Annotated in this window: 15 protein-coding genes and 1 pseudogene; 6 read left to right on the top strand and 10 right to left on the bottom strand. The window is 69.3% G+C overall.

The genetic code is table 11. The features are described from left to right. Positions 1 to 59: 59 nt before the first annotated feature. Positions 60 to 2,030 carry a glycoside hydrolase family 15 protein gene (locus AC5W7N_RS19735; protein ID WP_163814095.1) on the top strand — a complete coding sequence of 657 codons (1,971 nt, stop codon included), beginning with the start codon at positions 60 to 62 and terminating at the stop codon, positions 2,028 to 2,030. A 69-nt stretch (positions 2,031 to 2,099) separates the two neighbouring features. Here AC5W7N_RS19735 and AC5W7N_RS19740 read toward each other — a convergent pair whose 3' ends face one another. From AC5W7N_RS19740 to lepA, 3 genes are all read right to left on the bottom strand, one after another. Then, positions 2,100 to 3,905 carry a dynamin family protein gene (locus AC5W7N_RS19740; RefSeq protein WP_163814096.1) on the bottom strand — a complete coding sequence of 602 codons (1,806 nt, stop codon included), beginning with the start codon at positions 3,903 to 3,905 and terminating at the stop codon, positions 2,100 to 2,102. Positions 3,906 to 4,010: 105 nt separating this feature from the next. Continuing rightward, on the bottom strand, positions 4,011 to 6,326 hold the full coding sequence (locus AC5W7N_RS19745; RefSeq protein WP_495921962.1) for a hypothetical protein: 2,316 nt from the start codon (positions 6,324 to 6,326) through the stop codon (positions 4,011 to 4,013). A gap of 223 nt (positions 6,327 to 6,549) precedes the next feature. Continuing rightward, the gene (gene lepA, locus AC5W7N_RS19750; RefSeq protein WP_130919267.1) at positions 6,550 to 8,427 is read right to left on the bottom strand and encodes a translation elongation factor 4; all 1,878 of its coding nucleotides are present in this window, start codon (positions 8,425 to 8,427) and stop codon (positions 6,550 to 6,552) included. Positions 8,428 to 8,589: 162 nt separating this feature from the next. On the opposite strand from lepA, the gene AC5W7N_RS19755 reads away from it, so the two are divergent. Continuing rightward, on the top strand, positions 8,590 to 9,171 hold the full coding sequence (locus AC5W7N_RS19755) for a type II toxin-antitoxin system PemK/MazF family toxin (RefSeq protein WP_163814098.1): 582 nt from the start codon (positions 8,590 to 8,592) through the stop codon (positions 9,169 to 9,171). Positions 9,172 to 9,223: 52 nt separating this feature from the next. On the opposite strand, the gene AC5W7N_RS19760 is transcribed toward AC5W7N_RS19755, so the two are convergent. Further along, positions 9,224 to 10,012, bottom strand: coding sequence for an aquaporin (locus tag AC5W7N_RS19760; protein WP_163814099.1), 789 nt, complete (start codon positions 10,010 to 10,012; stop codon positions 9,224 to 9,226). 395 nt (positions 10,013 to 10,407) lie between these two features. Between AC5W7N_RS19760 and rpsT the strand changes: the two genes are divergently transcribed. Continuing rightward, positions 10,408 to 10,668: a 30S ribosomal protein S20 gene (gene rpsT, locus AC5W7N_RS19765; protein WP_014349721.1), complete on the top strand. Its 261-nt coding sequence runs from the start codon at positions 10,408 to 10,410 to the stop codon at positions 10,666 to 10,668. Positions 10,669 to 10,803: 135 nt separating this feature from the next. Beyond that, entirely contained in the window at positions 10,804 to 11,049 is a 246-nt protein-coding gene (locus AC5W7N_RS19770) for a hypothetical protein (RefSeq protein WP_163814100.1), read from the top strand. Between the two features lie 130 nt (positions 11,050 to 11,179). Here the strand turns inward: AC5W7N_RS19770 and AC5W7N_RS19775 are convergent, their stop codons facing one another. Continuing rightward, positions 11,180 to 12,142: a helix-turn-helix domain-containing protein gene (locus AC5W7N_RS19775; RefSeq protein WP_194989909.1), complete on the bottom strand. Its 963-nt coding sequence runs from the start codon at positions 12,140 to 12,142 to the stop codon at positions 11,180 to 11,182. Between the two features lie 118 nt (positions 12,143 to 12,260). On the opposite strand from AC5W7N_RS19775, the gene AC5W7N_RS19780 reads away from it, so the two are divergent. Continuing rightward, the gene (locus tag AC5W7N_RS19780) at positions 12,261 to 13,325 is read left to right on the top strand and encodes an aldo/keto reductase (protein WP_194989908.1); all 1,065 of its coding nucleotides are present in this window, start codon (positions 12,261 to 12,263) and stop codon (positions 13,323 to 13,325) included. A gap of 138 nt (positions 13,326 to 13,463) precedes the next feature. After that, positions 13,464 to 13,727, top strand: a complete 264-nt coding sequence (locus AC5W7N_RS19785; RefSeq protein ID WP_163814102.1) for a DUF2798 domain-containing protein — start codon at positions 13,464 to 13,466, stop codon at positions 13,725 to 13,727. 120 nt (positions 13,728 to 13,847) lie between these two features. On the opposite strand, the gene holA is transcribed toward AC5W7N_RS19785, so the two are convergent. The 5 genes and pseudogenes from holA to octT form a co-directional block, all read right to left on the bottom strand. Further along, entirely contained in the window at positions 13,848 to 14,816 is a 969-nt protein-coding gene (gene holA, locus AC5W7N_RS19790; protein ID WP_280499110.1) for a DNA polymerase III subunit delta, read from the bottom strand. Positions 14,817 to 15,848: 1,032 nt separating this feature from the next. After that, positions 15,849 to 17,726, bottom strand: a pseudogene (locus tag AC5W7N_RS19795) (ComEC/Rec2 family competence protein); the annotation flags it as partial. Continuing rightward, positions 17,723 to 18,394: a ComEA family DNA-binding protein gene (locus tag AC5W7N_RS19800; RefSeq protein ID WP_324191401.1), complete on the bottom strand. Its 672-nt coding sequence runs from the start codon at positions 18,392 to 18,394 to the stop codon at positions 17,723 to 17,725. The pseudogene AC5W7N_RS19795 and the gene AC5W7N_RS19800, both read right to left, overlap by 4 nt. Before the next feature lie 651 nt (positions 18,395 to 19,045). Further along, a complete protein-coding gene (locus tag AC5W7N_RS19805) occupies positions 19,046 to 19,885 on the bottom strand; it encodes a DegV family protein (RefSeq protein ID WP_163814103.1) in 840 nt (279 codons plus the stop codon). Between the two features lie 3 nt (positions 19,886 to 19,888). Further along, positions 19,889 to 20,626 carry a diglucosylglycerate octanoyltransferase gene (octT, locus tag AC5W7N_RS19810; RefSeq protein ID WP_194989881.1) on the bottom strand — a complete coding sequence of 246 codons (738 nt, stop codon included), beginning with the start codon at positions 20,624 to 20,626 and terminating at the stop codon, positions 19,889 to 19,891. Between the last annotated feature and the right edge of the window lie 494 nt (positions 20,627 to 21,120).

A 21,120-nucleotide genomic window follows, 5' to 3' on the forward strand; every position in this document is an offset into this window, starting at 1 on the left:
GGTTCGGTCACCGGCGCGGTGCGGTGGACGCACCCCGGCTCGGACGCGATCATGAGGTTATGGCGATCTCCGAGGAGCAGGTCCAGCAGACGGCGCATTCGCTCATCGAATCCCGGCACCGCTCGAATTTCCCGCCGATCGACGACTACGCCTTCCTGTCGGACTGCGAAACCACCTGCCTGATCGCCAGCAACGGCTCGGTCGAGTGGATGTGTGTGCCACGCCCGGATTCGCCGAGTGTGTTCGGTGCGATGCTCGATCGCAACGCAGGCCATTTCCGGATCGGCCCGTACGGACGCAATGTGCCGGCAGCGCGGCGCTATCTGCCGGGCGGCATCATCCTGGAAACCACGTGGCAGACCGCGACCGGCTGGCTGATCGTGCGCGACGCGCTGATACTCGGGCCGTGGCACAACAACTTTCAGCGCAGCAAGACCCACCGGCGCACGCCGATGGACTGGGACGCCGAGCATATGCTGCTGCGCACCGTGAAATGCGTCAGCGGCATCGTCGAACTGGAGATGAGCTGCGAGCCCTCCTTCGACTACCACCGGGAGACGGCGCACTGGGAGTACACCGGCAAGGTGTACGAGGAGGCCACCGCGCAATGCGCCGCCGACCCGAGCGCGGGCCCGACGCTGGTGCTCACCACGGATCTGCGCCTGGGCATCGAGGGCCGGGAGGCGCGCGCCCGCACCCGGATGGAAGAGGGCGATCAGGTGTATGTGGCCTTGACCTGGTCGGAACTACCGGCGCCGCAGACCTTCGACGAAGCGGCGCAGAAGATGTGGACGACCACCGAATGCTGGCGGCAATGGATCACGCTCGGCAAATTCCCCGACCATCCCTGGCGTAGCTACTTGCAGCGCAGCGCGCTCACGCTCAAAGGCCTGACCTACGCGCCCACCGGTGCGCTGATGGCGGCGCCGACCACGTCACTGCCGGAAACGCCGGGCGGGGAACGCAATTGGGACTACCGCTACAGCTGGGTGCGGGATTCGACCTTCGCCCTGTGGGGCCTGTACACCCTCGGCCTCGACCGCGAGGCCGACGACTTCTTCGCCTTCCTCAACGACGCGACCACCGGCCCGGACGGTGAACCCGTTCCGCTGCAGGTGCTCTACGGGATCGGCGGCGAACGCACACTCACCGAGACCACCCTCGACCACCTGTCCGGGTACGACTCGGCGCGACCGGTGCGCATCGGCAACGGCGCCTATGCCCAGGATCAGCACGATATCTGGGGCACCATGCTCGATTCGGTGTATTTGCACGTCAAATCGCGCCAGCATGTGCCGGAGACATTGTGGCCGCTGCTGGAACGTCAAGTGGGAGCGGCGATCCGGCACTGGCGCGAACCCGATCGCGGCATCTGGGAGGTGCGCGGCGAGCCGCAGCATTTCACCTCCTCGAAGATCATGTGCTGGGTGGCGCTGGACCGCGGTGCGAAACTGGCCGAGCTGCACGGCGAGCTGGAGATCTCGGCCCGCTGGTACGCCATCGCCGAGGAGATCAAAGACGATGTGCTCACCCACGGCGTCGACGCCGACGGCGTGCTCACCCAGACCTACGGCGGCAGCACTCTCGACGCTTCCCTGCTGCTGGCGGTGCTGACCCGTTTCCTGCCACCCGATGATCACCGCATCCGCGCCACCGTCCTCGCCATCGCCGACCGGCTCACCGAGAACGGCCTGGTGCTGCGCTACCGCACCGAAACCACCGACGACGGACTCTCCGGCACCGAGGGCACCTTCACCATCTGCTCGTTCTGGCTGGTGTCTGCGCTGGTGGAGATCGGTGAACTACCGCGGGCCAGGCAGCTGTGCGAACGGCTGCTCGGCTACGCCAGCCCGCTGCGGCTCTACGCCGAGGAGATCGAACCGCACAGCGGCCGCCATCTCGGCAATTTTCCGCAGGCCTTCACCCATCTGGCGTTGATCAACGCGGTCACCCACATCATCCGCGCCGAGGAGGCGGGTGAGGCCGGACGGTTCCGGCCCGCGCATACCCCGGCCACCCAGCACGGGTAGCGCGTCCTCCGGCTTGGTCGTCGCACCGGCCGGGATGCCAGGTGGGATGCTTCGCCGGGCCCGACCGGCTCAGGCGGTGACCAAGGCGTCGGCGCGTTCGCGCACCGCGCGCAATGTCGCCATATCGGCGTCGATCCGGTCCAGCCGGTCACGCCCGCCCTCGCCGTACTTGGCGCCCGCCTCCTCGGCGACCCGCAACGCTTCGTCGGCGCTGCGCAGCACGTCGGTGGCGATCTCGGTGAAATGGTCGCGCAGCGCGCGCTGAGTGGCACGCAGGCGATTACGGGATTCCTTGCTCACCTGGAACACGACATCGTCCATCAGGCGGGCCACCGCCACCTTGGCCTCGGCCTGCCGCCGCTGCTTACGGGCCCGGCGGTCGTCCCACAGCGCGTTGATACCCAGCAGCACACCGGCGCCGGCCGAATACCAGTTCACCAGCGACATTCCGAGCAGGCTGGTGGCAAGACCGACCATCAGGATGCCGCCGTAGGAACCGCGCAGCGCTGAAAGGAACTGCTGGGTGAGGCTGGTCTTCGCACTTTCCAACGGCTCCAGCGGCGCCACCTGTTCGAGCACCTCACCAGGCTGCTCCAACCGCACCTCCGGTAGCTGCGGGGCACGATGATCGGCCGGGAATTTCGCCGCCACCTGCTCCGACAGCTCCACCGAACGGTAGTGCGCCATCGCGAAGTTTTCCTCGACGGCCTCGCAGATGCGAGCGTCGAGGTCGGCGCCGAATTCGTTCCAGCGCCGGGCCGGGTCGGTCTGGGCGATCTCGGCCTCGGCGTCGCGGACCAGGCTGCGCAGGCGGTGACGTAGATCGTGTTCGATATCGGCCATCAGCTCGGTACTGCCGTCGGCCAGGGTGACCTGCCAGTTGGCGGTCCGTTGACGCAGCTGATCGGCCTCGTCGCGGGCGGCCGCCAGCTGTGCGGTGATCTCCGAGCGCCGACGTGGATCACGCAGGGTTTCCGCTTCGGTGCGCAGCGAAGCGGCCAGATGGTCGCAGACCAGCCGGATATCGCCCGCCGCCGCTTCGGTGGCCACCTCGTCGGCGCGGTTGACGATGAAATCGCGCAGATGATCGACCAGCTGCGGCACACCGGATTCGATATCGCGCTGGTAGTTGCCCACCAATCCGGCCTGCCGATGCATCTCCGCCGATACCGGGGCGACCGCGAATCCGAGGCCGGCGGCGTCGAGCAGATCCCGGTTGCGCTGCTGAGTATGTGCCCAATGCGAGTGCACGTCGATCTTGTTCAGCACGCAGACCACGGTCGGGCAGATCTGCTGGATGCGCTGCAGATGGCTGATCTGGTCGGGTGTCAGCTCGGCGGCGGCGTCACCGACGTAGAGCACGGCGTCGGCGGCGGCGATCATCGACCAGGTGGTGTTGTCCTCGCGGGCCGCGCCCGGCGCGTCCATCAGCACCACGCCCTCGGCCAGCAGCGGGCTCGGCTGGGTGAACTCGGCCCGGATGACGCCCTTGGCATTGAGTGCGGGCGCCGGATCGAGCGGGTCGACCGGCTGACGTTCGATCCGGCCGCCACCCAGCGACCGCACCAGGGTGGCCGTCGGCTCCGGGCCGTGCTCGATGATGACGGGAACGCTGATCGGGCTGTCGGTGGCGCTGATCTTCGCCCCGACGAGGGCGTTGACCAGGCTGCTCATCCCGCTCTTCGGGTCACCGACCACCACGAGCCGCACCCGTGGATCGCTCACCCTGCCCCGGACCATGCTCAGCCGGCCGCCGAGATCGTCACGGCCGGCGGACCGGGTCAGCTCCCGCAGTTCGTCGATGATCCGGATGAGCGGGGCCATGGCGTCCGGATGTTTCACGGTCGCGGCCTCGAGTCCGGCTGCGGCAGACAACCCTGCTCCTTACTATCGTCGCTGTCGTCGAATCTCTCGCACGCTGTCGGCTCTCATTCGATCATGGCGCCCGCGAGCGCCGTCAACCCGTCCCGCTTCGCCCGGTCACATCATCGCGGGGTCCACGTGCGCGACCACATGGTGGGTCTGCGCCATGGCGGACTCCGGCAGCAGGGCGCCGCTGAGCTCACCACCGGCCAGACCGTAGGGGCTGTGATCGGCGAACGAGGCCACCGCGAGCAATGCCGGATCATGCGAACCGGAGTCGTAGTCGGCGATCGGCTTGACGCCGACCTGCGGTTTCATCGTCGGAGCCGGGTTGTTCGGCTGGATGTCCACGGTCGGCGCCTGGGTGGGCGGATCGTAGGTCGGTGCCGTGGGCCGAGGGGCGCTCACCGTCGGAACATCGGCGGTGGGCACGTCCGCGGTGGGGACATCGGCGGTGGGCACGTCGGCGGTGGGCCGGTCCACCGCCGAGGGCAGATCCGCCGTGGTGGGGGCGTCGACCGTCGGCTGCGGCCGAGTGCTCGGCTCCGGAGCGTCGGTGGTCTGCGGGCGGGTGGTGGCGCCGCCGGTGCTTCCGGGCGTGGTGACGTCGTCGTCCGGATCCGACGTGGACGGGCGGGTGCTCGGCTGGCTGCCGCTCGCGCCCGGGGTCTTGGTGATCGGATCGTCGGAGGTCGAGCTACCTGGCCGGGTGGTGACGCTCGCGCCAGGCAGCTTGGTCACGCTCACATCGGACGTGGAGGTGCTCGGGTCCGGCGAGGTGGTCTTGCCAGGCGTGGTCGGGGTCGGCAGCGTCGAGGTGACCGTGGTCGTCCCGCCAGGGGTGGTGCCGGGTGTCATCTGGGTCGGATCGTCGATTCCGGTGCCCGGCGGCGTCGGCCGCTCGGCAGGCACCGAGCGTTCGAAGATCGCCGGGACCGCCGCTGCGGGGGCGGTGAGCGGGGACGGGCCCGGCGGCGGCGCGATCACATTCGCGATCGGCGACGTCGCGGCGTCGGGCTGGATGGTCGTTTGCAGTGGCGTCGCCACCACCGGCTGGGCTACCGCTGCCGGGGCGACGGCCGCGGGGGCGGGCGCCGGAACCGGGGCGATCGCGGCCGGCGCGACGGAGGCGGCGGGTGCGACCGGCGCGGGCGCGGGAGCGGGCGCCACGGGAGAGACCGGGGCCGCGGCCGCAGGAGCCGAATGCGGGGCGGCCGTCGCCGAATGCGTGGCTCCGTGCGACGCCGACTGCGCGGCCGAAGCGCCGGTCGCGGCCGAACCCGCACCGCCGGCGTGCGGCATGGTGACACCGCCGACCAGGCCCTGATGCGCGCCGCCCGGCTCCCCTGCCTCGGCAGCGGAACGCGAACCGTCCGGTACCCGGATACCGTCGGCCAGCCAGTCGGTGTACTGGTCGAGCTCATCGCCGACATTGCCGATGCCGAAGTCGACCTTCATCGCGGTGTTCAGGTAGATGCCATCCGCACCGATGCCGAAGTCGACGCTCAGCTCGGTGCCGAGGAACACCCCGAGATTGTCGCCGTTGCCGATACCGTCGAACGGGTCGCCCGCGCTGGGCGCCCCGGGAGCGGCGGCGTCCGGCTGGGCCACGGGCGAGGCGCCCGGCAGCCCGAAGGGGTTGGAGCCGGGGGCGACGAAGCCATTGGTGCCGGGCAGCCCGAAGCCGTGCCCGGCCTGGCCGAGCCCGTGCCCTGGCAGGCCGAAGCCCTGCCCACCGGGCTCCGCGAGCTCCTCCCCGCCGGTGCCAGGCAGCCCGAATCCGTTCGATGGCCCACCGGTCCCCGGGATTCCACCGAGACCTGGCACGCCCTCGGACGTCGAACCGGGCAGACCACCGAGACCGGGGACGCCCTCGCCGGAGGCGCCGGGAATGCCACCGAGCCCGGGCACGCCGTCACCGCCGGCGCCGGGGATGCCACCGAGCCCAGGAACGCCCTCACCGCTCGAACCGGGCACGCGCATACCGTCGGAACCGTTGCCGGGCAACGACGGCAGTCCCAAACCCGCGTCGGTACCGCCGCCCGCGCCGCCGCTGCCGACACCGCCGTCCAGCCGGGGCAGCGGCATGGTGACCCACGGGTCGGCCCCGGGATCGTCGACCGCGGGCCCCTGATCGGCGACCGGAGTCTGGGTGTAATCGCCGGGAGCGGGATCCGGGAAGGTGAGCACCGGGCTCGGAACATCGGGATCGGGATCACTGTTGCGGGCCCAGCCGGCATTCCAGCTGTCCAGGTGGTGTTCGTTGCCCGGCTGAGCCGGAACTCCACCGCCGTTGGCGGCCACCAGTGCGCCGCCGGTGACGTATGCGCCGCCCCTTGCTACCCGCGCGACACCACTCGCTACACGGTAGGCAGTGTCGCCGCCACGCTCGTCGGCATCGAAATCGCCGTCGAAGGGCAGGTCACGCGTCATACGACAACTCCACTCTCGGGTCTTCCAGCATCCTCACCACGCCGGAACGACCGAGAGTGAAGATCAGGTACCACCATATTTGTGCAGAACCCAGCTGTCACATCCTCCGGGACGCTGAAAAAGTTAACAACGCCACGCGAATTGCTCCAGCCCCCAGTTACCGGGTGGCGACGCCGGCACCGGCCGACGCGCCATTATCCCTGAACAGACCCGAGATCGCGCGCTATTTCTTATCTTTCGGTTTATCCGACTGCGCGTCCGAGGACAGTGCCGCGACGAAGGCCTCCTGCGGGACGTCCACCCGGCCGATGGTCTTCATCCGCTTCTTGCCTTCCTTCTGCTTCTCCAGCAGCTTGCGCTTACGGCTGATGTCACCGCCGTAGCACTTGGCGAGCACGTCCTTGCGGATGGCGCGGATGTTCTCCCGGGCAATGATTTTCGAGCCGATGGCGGCCTGGATCGGCACCTCGAACTGCTGGCGCGGGATCAGCTCGCGCAGCTTGGTGGTCATCTTGTGGCCGTAGGCCTGCGCCGCATCGCGGTGCACGATGGCACTGAACGCGTCGACGGCCTCACCCTGCAACAGGATATCCACCTTGACCAGCTGCGATTCCTGCTCGCCCGCCTCTTCGTAGTCGAGGCTGGCATAGCCGCGGGTGCGCGATTTCAGCGAATCGAAGAAGTCGAAGATGATCTCGGCCATCGGCAGCGTGTAGCGCAGCTCCACCCGGGTCTCCGACAGGTAGTCCATGCCGCCGAGTTCGCCGCGACGCGACTGGCACAGCTCCATGATCGAGCCGATGAACTCGCTCGGAGAGATGATGGTGCACTTCACGACCGGCTCGAAGACGCGGCGCACCTTGCCTTCCGGCCAGTACGACGGGTTGGTGACGACCTGCTCGCTGCCGTCCTCCATCTCCACCCGGTAGACCACGTTGGGCGCGGTGGAGATCAGGTCCAGGTCGAATTCGCGCTGCAACCGCTCGCGGGTGATCTCCATGTGCAGCAGACCGAGGAAGCCGCAACGGAATCCGAAGCCCAGCGCCACCGACGTTTCCGGGGTGTAGGTCAGCGCGGCATCGTTGAGCTGCAATTTCTCCAGGGCATCGCGCAGATCCGGGTAGTCGGAGCCGTCGACGGGATACAGGCCGGAGTACACCATGGGGCGCGGTTCGCGGTATCCCGTGAGCGGTTCGGTGGCGCCGCCGCGAGCCGCGGTGACGGTATCGCCGACCTTCGACTGGCGCACATCCTTCACGCCGGTGATCAGATAACCCACCTCGCCGACGCCGAGGCCCTGCGTCGGTTTGGGCTCGGGCGAGACGATGCCGATCTCGAGCAACTCGTGGGTCGCGCCGGTGGACATCATCTTGATCTTCTCGCGCGGGGTGAGCTTGCCGTCCACCACGCGGATGTAGGTCACCACACCGCGATAGGTGTCGTAGACCGAGTCGAAGATCATCGCGCGCGCCGGTGCGTCGGCCTCGCCCTGCGGCGGCGGGACCTGCGCGATCACCTCGTCGAGCAGCTCGGCCACCCCGACGCCGGTCTTACCGGAGACGCGCAGCACGTCCGAAGGCTCGCAGCCGACGATGTGCGCCAGCTCGGCCGCATAGCGGTCGGGATCGGCGGCGGGCAGATCGATCTTGTTGAGCACCGGGATGATCGTCAGATCCTTGTCCAGCGCCAGGTACAGGTTGGCCAGGGTCTGCGCCTCGATCCCCTGCGCGGCGTCCACCAGCAGGATCGCGCCCTCACAGGCCTCCAGCGCGCGCGAGACCTCGTAGGTGAAGTCGACGTGGCCAGGGGTGTCGATGAGGTGCAGCACGAAGTCGGTGCCCTCGTGTTCGCCGCTGCGCGGGGTCCACGGCAGCCGGACGTTCTGGGCCTTGATGGTGATGCCGCGTTCGCGCTCGATGTCCATCCGGTCCAGATACTGAGCGCGCATCTGCCGCTCCTCGACCACTCCGGTCAGTTGCAGCATCCGGTCGGCCAGCGTCGACTTGCCGTGGTCGATGTGCGCGATGATGCAGAAGTTCCGGATCCGCGACGGATCGGTGAACGTCGTGTCGGCGAAGCTGGCGGGCACTCCACTCCTCATTCGGGTATCGGCGAACTGCGCTCCATCGTCCCATGGGTAGGGGCAGGCACCCTCCGCTGGCCCGTGCATTGCCGCAATTACCGGCGGCCACACGATGATCGGGGGCCCGCGGACCGCTTCGGTGCGGATGTGATCGCGGCGGCTCGCCGTTATATTCCAGTGATGGCCCGCAGTTGGAACTCTCTCGGCAAGCAGCTCGGCCTCATCGCGAAGGAGCAGGGTCCCAAGATCGTCAAGTCGCAGGCGCCGAAGCTGGTCGGCAAATTGCAGCGCTCCAGCCTGCTGGAGCGGGCAGTCGGATCGCTGGCGCCACCGCGCAAAGCCGCCGCCGTGCCGGTTCGCCCGGCCGCCTCCACCCCCGTGCCCACCGCCGAGCGCGCCCGCCACATCGTCTACGCCCCGCACCTGGACGGGCGGGCCGACCCGGGCGAGATCGTGTGGACCTGGGTGCCGTTCGAGGAAGACCCGGCCAATGGCAAGGACCGGCCGGTGCTCGTGGTCGGCCGCGACCGCCGCACCCTGCTCGGGCTGATGCTGTCGTCGAATCCGGTGCGCGCCCACGATCGCAACTGGGTCGGGATCGGCAGCGGCAGCTGGGACCACGACGGCCGTCCGAGCTGGGTCCGCCTCGACCGCGTGCTCGATGTTCCGGAAGCTGGCATCCGCCGCGAGGGCGCCATCCTGCCGCGCAAGACCTTCGACGTGATCGCGCACCGGCTGGTCATCGAATACAACTGGAGCTGAACGGCGACAGCCCCCGCGCCGATCCGGTCGCGGGGGCTGCCGATTGCGGGGATCAGCTGATCATCTCGCGGGACCGGCCGAACAGCATGCCGTAGATCAGGGCGCCGAGGCAGCCGCCGATCAGCGGGAAGACCACGAAGGCCCAGGACTGGGCCATCGCGCCATCCTGATAGGGCGCGACACCGAGGCTGCGGGCCGGATTGACGGAGGTGTTGTCGACCGGGATGGAGATCAGATGGATGACCGCCAGCGTCACACCGATCGACAATCCGGCCAGCGGGACGTCGGAGATCTGGTCGGTGGAGGCCAGCACCACGAACACCAGCAGCGCCGTCAACATCACCTCGACGATGATCATGGCCGCCATGCCGTAACCGTCCTGGATCACCACCTGCCCGAGCGGGCCGGTCTGCGCGGACGGACTGTGCTCACCCCAGCCGTTGGCACCGAGCCCGTCGACCGAGCGGTCGTAGGACGGCAGATTCTTCGCGATGGCGAACAGCACAAGGCCGGACAGGAACGCGCCGATCAGCTGGGCGATGACGTAGCCGACCGCGCTCACCGTGGACAACCGGCCCATCAGCAGCTGACCGATCGTCACCGCCGGGTTCACGTGGCACCCGGAGATCGGGCCGATGGCGTAGACGAGGAACATCAGGGTGAGACCGAAGGCCAGCGCCACCCCGAGCGCACCGACTTTATCGCCGGCCAGAACCGCGGTACCGACACCGCCCATGACCAGAATGAAGGTGCCGAGCGCCTCCGCGGCCCATTTCTTGGGCTCGGGTATCGGCTTCAGCTCGGCGGCTTCCTCGACGACTTCCTGCGCAGTAGGTGACATGGCATCCGCCTTCCGAGAGGATCGTCCCCGCCACGGCGGAGAACACACCGGGTAGTCCTGGGTCCTGCTGGAAAAACTGGTACGGCCGAAGTGAAACGGAACGTTACGCGAGGTAATCGACCTGCACAATGATTTCGCGGATGGTTCGGTGCGGTGTCGATGCGGGTCGGCCGCGCTGAGCCCGCGCCCGCCGCGTTGCCGGTACCCGCGAACCGCGTTGCCCGCGCCCGCGTACCCGGCCTCGGCTCGGGGACCGATTTCGTGTGCCGCGAGCGTGCTGGTACCCTCGATCTTCGGCGCAGCGTTACCGATGCCCGGCGTAATCGCAGGGCGCGATGCGCGCTACCAGACTTCAGAGACATCCATCAGCGACAAGGAAACCAGAGGATACAGGCGTGGCCAACATCAAGTCCCAGATGAAGCGGATCCGGACCAACGAGGAAGCGCGTCAGCGCAACCAGTCGGTGAAGTCCGCGCTGCGCACCGCCATCCGTAGCTTCCGCGAAGCCGCTGCCGCCGGCGACAAGGATGCCGCCGCCGAGCGTCTGCGCTTCGTGAGCCGCAAGCTCGACAAGGCCGCCTCGAAGGGCGTCATCCACGCCAACCAGGCCGCCAACAAGAAGTCGGCCCTCTCGCTGGCCTTCAACAAGCTCTGATCCACCCGGTACCGCTCGGTACCGTCTCGACGCTCCAGCCGCCGCGGCCACGACGACCGCGGCGGCTTTCGCTGTCTGCCCGGCGCGCCCCCAGCGGTCGCGCTGCTGTCGGCCGGCTGCCGTACGATTCGCCCCATGGTGACCCTGTATGCGAATCAGACCGTGGTGCGTGCCGAGGATCTCCCGGAGGTGATCCGCGCCGCCGAGGTGCTCAATATCGGGGTGAAGATCGAGAACGTGGCCGTCCCGCTCGGTGACGACACCTACTCGATGGAATGGATCGTCACCCGCGAGGAGGAAGCGCCCGCCTACGAGGAGTGGGACGGCCGCTACGAGGAATCCGACGACGAAGAACCGGCCGAGCTCACCGCCGTCGACTAGCGCGAACCCGCCAGACCATCCCCCGGCCCGCTGCCTCGCGCAGCGGGCCGATCATCAGCGCCGCCGAGAACGCCGGCCAACCACCCGGAGCACCGGTTGGACCGCCGCGCTCGAGACACCTGCGTCCACTTCAGGAGCTGGATCCATCAGCGGCTGCGCCGACGGCGGCGCGGCTCTTTCCGGGGCCGCCTCCGTTCACGCTGTGCGCCCGGTCCGGCGGTGCGTCCGTCGGTGCGGTACGCCCGGAGCCCGTTGGCGTGCGGTCGCGGGCGGCGAGGCGGTCGAGAGCCTGCTGGGACGCGGCGTCGGCGGCACGGTAGATGATCAACCGCTGATCGGTCTCCTGTAACGGCATCAGCACCTCGAAATCAACCGTCACCAGGCCGGCCACCGGGTGCTTCATCCGCTTACGACCGCGACCGCGCACCCGCACGTCGTGTTCGGCCCAGGCCATGGCGAACTCGGGGCTGCGCGCGCTGAAGTCGGCCACCATATCGGCCAGGGCCCGATCATCGGGATGCGCCGCCCACGCCGCCCGCAGATCGGCGACGCCCTCCCGGATGATCTGCTCTCGATCGAGGTAGAAATCGCGCATACCGGGATGCATCAGGCACAACCACATGGTGTTGCGGTGCGTCGGCGGCAGCCCATCGATATCGAGCAGCAGCCGCGACATCTCCCGGTTCCAGGCCAGGATGTCGTAGCGGTGATCGACCAGCATCGCCGGCAGTGGCGCCAAGTCCTCGACCAGCATGACCAGCGTCGCGGACGGGACGGTGCTCGCCGTGTCGCAGTAGGGCAGCCGCTGCTGCGCCAGATCGAAGAGGTAGGCCGTCTCGTCGAGAGTCAATCGCAGCGCCCGCGCCAGCGCCTCCAGCACCTCCACTGACGGCCGCAGTCCGCGGCCCTGTTCGAGCCGAACGATGTAGTCGGTGCTCACCCCGGCCAGTTCCGCGACTTCCTCGCGGCGCAGCCCGGGCGTGCGGCGCGACTGTTTGCGGATGGCCAACCCCAGGTCGGCGGGTCGCAGCCGTTCCCGGCGGGCGCGGAGGAAGGCGCCCAGTTCCCGCGTCGCGTCGATCGTCCCGGTCATCGGCACCGATCTTACGGCGCGGCCAGGGTGGGACCGGTTTTCCCAGGAAGAACCTTCCCTTACCAACCAGGCGCCAGCGCCACAGACTTGCTGTCGACGCACGACGACAGGAGTTTCCATGAGCACAACCCTCGACACCTACCGGACCCTCGGCCGTTCGGGCCTGCGGGTCTCGCCACTGTCGCTGGGCACCATGACCTTCGGCGCGGACTGGGGCTGGGGCGCCGACAAGGACGAAGCGCGCAAGATCTTCGACACCTATACCGACCGCGGCGGCAACTTCATCGACACCGCCAGCCAGTACACCGACGGCAGCTCCGAACAGCTGCTCGGTGAATTCACCGCCGCCAACCGTGAACCGCTGGTGCTGGCAACGAAGTACACGATGCTGCGCCGCGCAGGCGATCCGAACTCCGGCGGCAACCATCGCAAGAGCATGTTCGCCTCGGTCGAAGCCAGCCTGCGGCGTTTGAACACCGACTACATCGACCTGCTCTACCTGCACGCCTGGGATTTCCTCACCCCGGTGGAGGAAATCTTGCGCGCCATGGATGATCTGGTGCGGGCGGGCAAGGTGCTCTACGTCGGCATCTCCGACGCTCCGGCCTGGCAGGTTTCGCGCATGCAGACCATGGCCGACCTGCGCGGTTGGTCGCCGCTGATCGCGTTGCAGATCGAGTACAGCCTCATTGAGCGCACCGTGGAGCGCGACCTGATTCCGATGGCCCGCGAACTGGGGCTCGGCGTCATTCCGTGGTCGCCGCTCGGCAGCGGAGTCCTCACCGGCAAATACTCGCGCGCCGATCTGGCCGACGCGGCCTCGGCCTCGCCGAGCGGCACGCGGAAGAACGTCGCCGTGGCCAGCGGTGCGCTGACCGAGCGTGGGCTGGCGATCGCCGACGTGGTGGGCGCGGTAGCCGATGAGCTCGGCCGGTCGCCTGCGCAGGTGGCCATCGCGTGGACGCTGCGGAATCCGGGCGTGGCCTCGCCCATCGTCGGGGCCCGTACCGCCGCGCAGCTGGAGGACAATCTGGGCGCGCTGGACATCGAGTTCGACGCCGCGCAGCTGGCCCGGCTGGAACAGGCGAGCGCCATCGAACTCGGCTTCCCGCACGACTTTCTGGCCCGCCCCATGACCCGCGAGGTCACCTTCGGCGACCTGAAGATCGAGGGCGCCGCCTGAGGTACGCGGTTGCGTCGCGGCGCTGGGTCTGGTTAGGCTCGGCCCGCGACATCCGTTCGCCGTAAGCGTTCACGTGAATCAACGCACCGGCCTCGCCATCCGGCGTGGTCGTTGCCCGCGAATGTTTATGGAGTACCGATGAATTCCGCGAATCCCACGCCTCGCGTCAGCGTCGAGCGTTGCAAACTGCCCGCCCGCGCCGCGTCCTTCGTGTTGCCTCTGCTGTTGTCGCTATTGATGACCTGCATCGTCTCGTTGATCAGCACCCTGATGAGTGACGGCCTCGACGTCGGGCTGTGGCTGCGGTCGTGGGCGGTGTCCTGGCCGATCGCTTATCCGACGCTGCTGCTGGTGCTGCCGATCGTGCGACGGATCACGACGCTGGTGGTGCGGGCGGCGTAAAGCCTTGGTGCGCGGGCGGTTCCGGCTGCCGCCGGCGCATTCGGTGGCGCGGGCGGGCAGGGGATCGACGCCGATGAGGTGACGGCCATCGGCTCGGCGAGCGGGTCCTTCGGATGATGATCAGCGGCCGTGCAGGTCGAGAATCTGCATCAGCGCATGCTCGAGCGCGAAGGCCGAATCGGCCGCACCGCCCTTCACGTCCGCGTTCAGCGTCGCGACGACTTGCAGGGCGGAGCCGATGGTGGCGGGGGTCCAGCCACGTGATTGGGCCTGGGCCTTCTTCACCTTCCACGGCGGCATACCGAGCGGACCGGCCAGTTTGAACGGATCGCCGCGGCCCGCCGAGCCGACCTTGGCGATGGTGTGCACCGAATCGGCCAGCGCGTCCGCCAGCAGGACGTGCGGCACGCCGCGGTCGTTGGCCCACCGCAGGGCCTCCATGGCGCCGGGACGGTCACCGGTGACTGCCAGCTCGGCGACGTCGAATCCGGTCACCTCGGCCTTGCCGGAGTAGTAGCGGCGCACCGCCGCGACGTCGATCTTTCCGCCGGTGTCGGCGGCCAGCTGGGAGCTGGCGGCGGCCAGCTCGCGCAGGTCCGAACCCACGGCTTCGATCACGGCCTGCACGACCTCACCCGAGACTCGTGCACCCGCGGCCCGGAACTCGGCGCGGACGAACTCGGCGCGCTCGGAGGCCTTGGTGAGTTTGGCGCAGTTGTGCACCACCGCCCCCGCCTTCTGCAGCGCGGGCGCGAGCGCCTTGGCGCGGCCACCGCCGGAGTGCACCACCATGAGCACCACGCCGTCGGGTGGTTCGGCCGCCGCCTCGGTGATCACCGCGACCGCATCCTTACCTGCCTCGGCGGCGGACTCCAGGATGATCACTCGATCCTCGGCGAACAGGGACGGACTCAGCAGCTCGGCCAACTCGGCGGTACTCGCCTCCCCTGCCCGCAGCCGGTCCACCGGCACGCCCTCCGGATCCGGCGCCCCCGCCCTGACCTGCGCGACCACGCTCGCGATGGCACGCTCGATCAACAACTCCTCGTCCCCGAGCACCAGGTGGACCGCCGCAGGCCGTTCGCTCACGCCCCCGATCCTACGGTCGAGGCCCGACAGGGTTCGGCCGGCGGTGGGCACCCCGGCTCGCCGAGGGCTGCTCCCTCCTCCCGGATCGAGCCCGCGCCGCACTCCCCGCCGACGCTGCGGCGGTCTGCGCGATCTGTGCGTGGGCGTGGCACCGGTGGTGCGGATTTCCAGGTTGCCGTCAACGGCGCGGAGGGTGATGCTGCCGTCACGGTCGGTGCGGGCGATGACGGTTCCCATGGATTCCAGGTCGGACAGGATGCCCGGGTGCGGGTGGCCGAAGGTGTTGGTGGCGCCCGCGCTGATGATGGCCAGGCGTGGGTGTACCGCGCGCAGGAATTCGGGCGTGGTGGTGCGGGAGCCGTGGTGCGGGACTTTGAGGATGTCGGCGTGGATCGGCGCGCGGGAGGCCAGCAGCGACCGCTGAGTCGCGGCTTCGATATCGCCGGTGAACAGGATGCTGCCGACCGCTGTGTGTGCGGCGAGCACGATCGAGCGGTCGTTGGCGGTATCGAGATCGAGCGGAGCTCCGCGGGGTGAGCGCGGCGCGGCTGGTGCGAGCACGTCGAGCACGAGGTCGCCGACGGTCAGCCGACAGCCCGCGACGAGCTCCACCACCGGGATGCCGGTGTCGTGAAGAGTTTGCGCGACCTCGGCCGGACCAGCTCTGCTGCGGTCACGGTGACTTCCGTGGCCCTCGGCCAGGGCACCGTCATCGCGATCATCGACCCCGTCGTCGCGCGCTCCACGATCCGCGTCGGCCCCGTCGAACCCGCTTCGCCCCAGATCGTCCCCACCAGTGAGACTGCGAAAACCAGCGGGCCGGCCGAATGCCACCCCGATGCCGGGACCCGGCGACGGCGCCGACATGTCTCCGATAGCGCCCGATGGCTGCGCGTCGGCAGCGCCGAAATGGGCCGTAGTGCCGGGCGTCGGGCCGCATCGCGTGGGCGCCGGCCGGTGTTGATCACCAGGAACCCGGCTTGCCCGGCCGGATGCCGGATCGCTGCGGTGCGTGGGCAATTCGCCGGGGCCGACGGCAACCGCACCGACGTCGCGCCCGTGCAATGCTCCATCGAGTCCGGCGATGTGGTCGGCGTGCGGGTGGCTGAGGATCAACAACGGTATGCGGGTGATGTCGAGGCGGTCCAGACACGCCCGCATGGCGCGGGAATCGGGACCGACATCGATGACGACGGCACTCCCGGCGCCGGCGGCCAGCGCCAAGCCGTCTCCCTGCCCGACATCACAGGCGGCGAGGGCCCAGCCGTCGGGCGGCCAGCCGGAGAACCACAGCCGGACCGGAATCAGCACGGCCGCCGCGGCGATCAGCACGGCCGCCGCCAGTCGGCGCACGAGGGCCGAGCGCAATAGCCAGATCCCCGCTGCGACCACCGCACAGACGATCAGCCCACCGCTCGAACCGCCGGGCACCGCCACCATCGCGCCGGGCATGGCGGCGAAGTACTCGGCCACCGACAGCAACCACCACATCGGCGGCGTCGCGCAACGTAACACGAGCTCCGCCAATGGCATCCACACCGTCGCCGATACCGCACCGGCGGCGCCGACCACGGTGATCGGCGCGATGACCGGCGCGACAAGAACATTCGCGACAACGGCCACCAGGCTGATCTTGCCTGTCAAGGCCACCACGATCGGCGTGGTCACAACGAACGCCGCCGCCGAGACCGCGAGGACCTCCGCAGGCAATCGCCACATCCCCTTCGCCCGTAGCCAGTCCGTCCAACTGGGCGCCAGCAGGATCAACGCGCCGGTCGCCAGTACCGAGAGGGCGAAGCCCGCCGACATCGCCAGCTCGGGCCACAGCGCGAGCAGCCCGATCACCGCGGCACACAGGGCGGGCAGAGCTTGCCGACGGCGGCCGGTCAGCAGCGCCAGCAACGTCACCGCCCCCATCGCCGCCGCCCGTAGCACACTCGGATCCGGCCTGGCGATGACGACGAACATCACCAGCGCCCCGGCCGCGACCCCCGCGGTCATTCGCGGACCGAGAGTGAGCAATCGGGTGAGAAACAGTGCGACGGTGAGCAGAATCGTGAAATTCGCCCCGCTGACGACAGTCAAGTGAGTAAGTCCGGCTGTTTCGAAGTCGCGGCGAACATCGTCGGACAGCGCCGAGGTGTCCCCCACGACGAGCGCCGGCAGCGATCCGGCGGCCGCATCCGGTAGCGCCGCGGCTGAAGCGGTGACCAGGTCCGCGCGCACCGAACCCGCGAGCCGCTGCCACCACGGCAGGGGCCCCGCGGGCGCCGGGGCACCGAGGGGCCGCAAGGTCGCCACGGTGAGATCGCGCAGGCGCGGCGGTGCCACACGAGCGCGAAACTCGACGGGCTGCCCGGGCGGCAGCGTCGCCCATGCCGAGCCCGTGGCCAGAATGACGACCGCTCCCCCGCTCCGCACGATGGTCGAACCGTGCTGATACTCCCGCAGGCCCGCCCGCACCAGCCAGGTCCGTTCGCCGCCGAACGCCGCACCGCGCACCGGTTTCGGATCATCGACCGGTGTCACCACCACCCGCACGGACATCCCCGCCGGGACCGCCCGCAGCGGATGGGTCTGCACCCGATGTTCTCGCCAGGCCCCCGCCACGGCGAAACCGGTACCCAACACGATCGCGCCCAACGCGACCACCGCGACGGCCCGCCACCGTTCCCGCCGATGCGCCACCGCCCACATCAGTGCCATCCACAACCCGATCGCCGCCACCGTCGCGCCCCCGGCGATCATCACCCCGACCCGCCACCCGGCACCGAGCACCAGCACGGTCGCCACCCAGCAGCACACCGCCGCAGGCAGCAGCCGCCCATCGAGCCGGGCGTCCGGCGCACCGTCCTCGCTCTCCGCGCGCCCGATGCCGGGCTCGGTGGCGGCAGCCGATTCTCGGCTCATACCGTCACCAGGTCCCGCAGCCGCGCGAGGCGGGCGGGGCCGATGCCCTCCACATCACCGAGTTGTTCGACGTCGGTGAATCGGCCGTTGGTGGTGCGCCAGGCAATGATGGCCCGAGCGGTGACCGGCCCGATTCCCGGAAGCGCATCCAGGTCGGATTCGGTGGCGGAGTTCAGGTTCACCCGAGTCCCCGGCTCGGCGCTCGATCCCGGTGCGGTAGGTCCAGCCGTGCCGGAGGGTCGTCCGGACGCACCGATGGTGGTGCTACCGAGCCGGGGTACGCCGGGTTCGCCGCCTGCCGTGCCGACGATCACCTGGTCGCCATCGGAGAGCCGTTGAGCGAGATTGATACCGGTCAGATCGGCGCCGTCACGAGCACCGCCGGCCGCGGCCACCGCGTCGGCAACCCTGGATCCGGGTGGCAGGCGCACCAGTCCGGATTCGTGCACCAAGCCGACCACGCTCACCACCAGCTCGGCGCCGGTACTGTCGGGTGCGGGGACGGCACCGCCGGGTGTAGCAGCCGGGCCGACCACGGCGGGAGGAGTGTGCTGCGCCGGAGCCGCGGTGTAGACCGCCGCCACCGGCGGAACCTGTTGTGCGGTGGGACGTTCCCACAGCACCACACCGACCGCGACCAAGACGGCGACCAGACCGACTCCGGCCATCGTCATCACACCGCGCCGACCGGGGTCCATCCGCGCCCGACGAAAACGTGGCGGCACCAGCCGGTCTCGCCATCGACTCCCGGCACGGTCCGGTTCGTCCAACCAGCCGGGAGCACCAACCTCACCGGCGTCGTCGGGCTGATCGAGACGTCGCGGTGGGTCATCGGGCGGCAACTCCGTCAGATGCCATCGCCCGGATTCACGTGCTGTGTTCGAGTCCGGAAGGCCCCCTGCGTCTTCCGGACCTCGACCGACCGAAGGTGGCCGCCCGGTCAGCTCCGCTGCGTCTTGCGGCTGCCGGATCGGCAATTGTTCGGCCCGCCCGGGATTCCCCTCCGTTCCCGGCCGGGATGTCGCGGCCGATCGCGCGACGATCCCCGGTCTCTTCGTTGTGGCCGACCCGGCGACTGCCCGCGTCGCGCCGACCCGTGCGGTCAGCACGCCGAGTCGTTCCCGGATCCGTTCGCGCTCCTCGTGTCGTGACATGGCGGCAACGCTAGGGCCGCCGGCCGTCTCGCCGCCGACGCCGACCAGGGACTTCGACAAACCTGTGGATAACTGCGGGCCTGTGGACAACTCACGCGGACACGCCGCGGTGGCGAGCCCGAACCAGGTCTCGGACCGATGGCCGGATGCGACTATTCGACGGTGTCAGCAGCCACCGGGCAAGACCAGCACACCCACCGCCCCGACGCCGAGATGGACGGCCAGCGCCGGACCGAACTCGGCGGTGATGACCTCGTCCACCCCCGGGACTCGTTCCCGCAGTTGGGCGGCGAGGCTGTCGGCGGCATCGGGAGCGCCCAAATGCTGCACCGCCACCGCCGCACCGTCTTCGCCAGCGGCGTCCACCGCGGCGGCGACCAGCTTCGCGTAGGCCTTGGAGCGAGTACGCACTTTCTCCCGCAGCTCCAGCCTGCCACCGACGATCTGCAGCAGCGGTTTGGTGACCAGCTCGCTGCCGAAGAACGAGGCGGCGGAGCTGAGCCGGCCACCGCGGCGCAACTGTTCGGTGCGGTTGACCAGGATGAACGTTCTGGCTCTGGCCGCTGCGGCGACGGCCGCCTCATAGACCACATCCAGCGCCGCACCGGCACACGCGCGCCGCGCCGCCGCCAACACCGGCAAACCGGTCGCCAATCCGGCACCGAGCGAATCGACCAGGCGCACCGTGTCATCGGCGCCCATATCGCGCACGGCCTGTCTGCCCGCCTCCCAGGTACCCGAGAGCTGACGCGACAGGTGTACGGCCACCACGCCGTCGCCGTCACTGCGGTCGAGCGCCGATTCGTAGACGGCACGCAGCTCACCCGGCGACGGCGCCGAGGTGGTCACGGTGTCGCTGGTGTAGTCGATGTCGAGGTCGTCGACGCCCTCGCGCACTGCCCGGTCACCGATCAGGACATGCAGCGGCACAACACCGATGCCCAGTTCGCCGACGAGATCAGCGGGCAGACTCGCCGACGAATCGGTGACGACCACGACGGACACGGACTACCGAACCTCCTGCAAGATCTTCACCATCGCGTTCGCGACGGCGGTGTGCCCATCCCAGCCCCAGTGGATGCCGTCCGGGTTGGCGGCATCGGAGAAGATGTTCTCGCGCACCGCTTCACCGAGGTCGACCAGTGGCACCGAGGTCCGTTCCGACCAGGCGCGCAGCGCTCGCACGGCACGCTCACGGCCACGGTGGACCCGTCCGTAGGCGGCACAGTTGTGCACCGAGGGCAGCACCGCCACCACGGGCAGATCCGGACGCAGCTGCGCCAGCGCCTCACGCGATTGCTCGAGGTAGCCGACGCTGACCTTCGGCGGAAGCGCCACGGGCCGACCGAGTTTCGACAGTTTCGGCTGCAGCCACTGATAGGTGGCCCGTACTCCGCGCCGTACGGCGGGCGGACGCACGTAGCGGATCAGCTCGCGCAGCGCGGTCGGCAACGGCGAGGGCAAACTGTCCATGCCGCCAACGGCGAACACCACCGCGCCCGCACGCGGAACCGCGGCCCAAACGCGCGGATCACCGATCAGCGCCCAGTAACCGTCACGGCAGGTCCAGCCGATCCGGGCAACCAGCTCCACATCCCAATCCAATTCCGCGCCGACGAGGTTCGGCCAGATGCGGGGATGGTCGGCGGGCAGGCCGCCTTCGGGCCCGAAGTAGGCCAGCGAGTCCGCGATCACCAGCAGGACCGGCCGCTGCTCCGGGGCAGGTGGAGCGACTTCCTTCGACACGGCCGCGACCGGGGTCCCGGCGGGGATTCCGGGCTCGGCGGCAGCGCGATCCCCACCGTCCGCGGGTTCTACCCCAGAAGCGACCGATTCCAGCGCCGAGCCGAGCTCGCCGGATTCAACGGATGCGCTCCGATCGGTTTCCGCGACAGCCGAACTCGTTGCGGTCATCCCGGATTCGTTCGGTGCCGAGTGTGCTCGGCCCGCGTCATCGGGCAGTTCGACCGACTCGACCGGGGCACCTTTCGGTTCAGCCGAAGCTTCATCCGCCGCAGCCGCGGACTCGACCGCCGATCCCACGGTTGCCGCGGGCTCGACCGCACCCGACGTGCCAACAGCCTCGACCGGAACAGCCGAAGACTCCGTCGACTCGTCCGAAGAGCTGGCCGGCACAGCCGACGTTTCAGCGATCCCCTCCGCGGGTCCGGCGGCCGCGAGCGCAGCTTGCTCCGGAACACCCTCCGAGGCTGCGGCTTTCACGCTGTCGTCAGCAGCAT

Source organism: Nocardia sp. CDC519 (assembly GCF_059509835.1).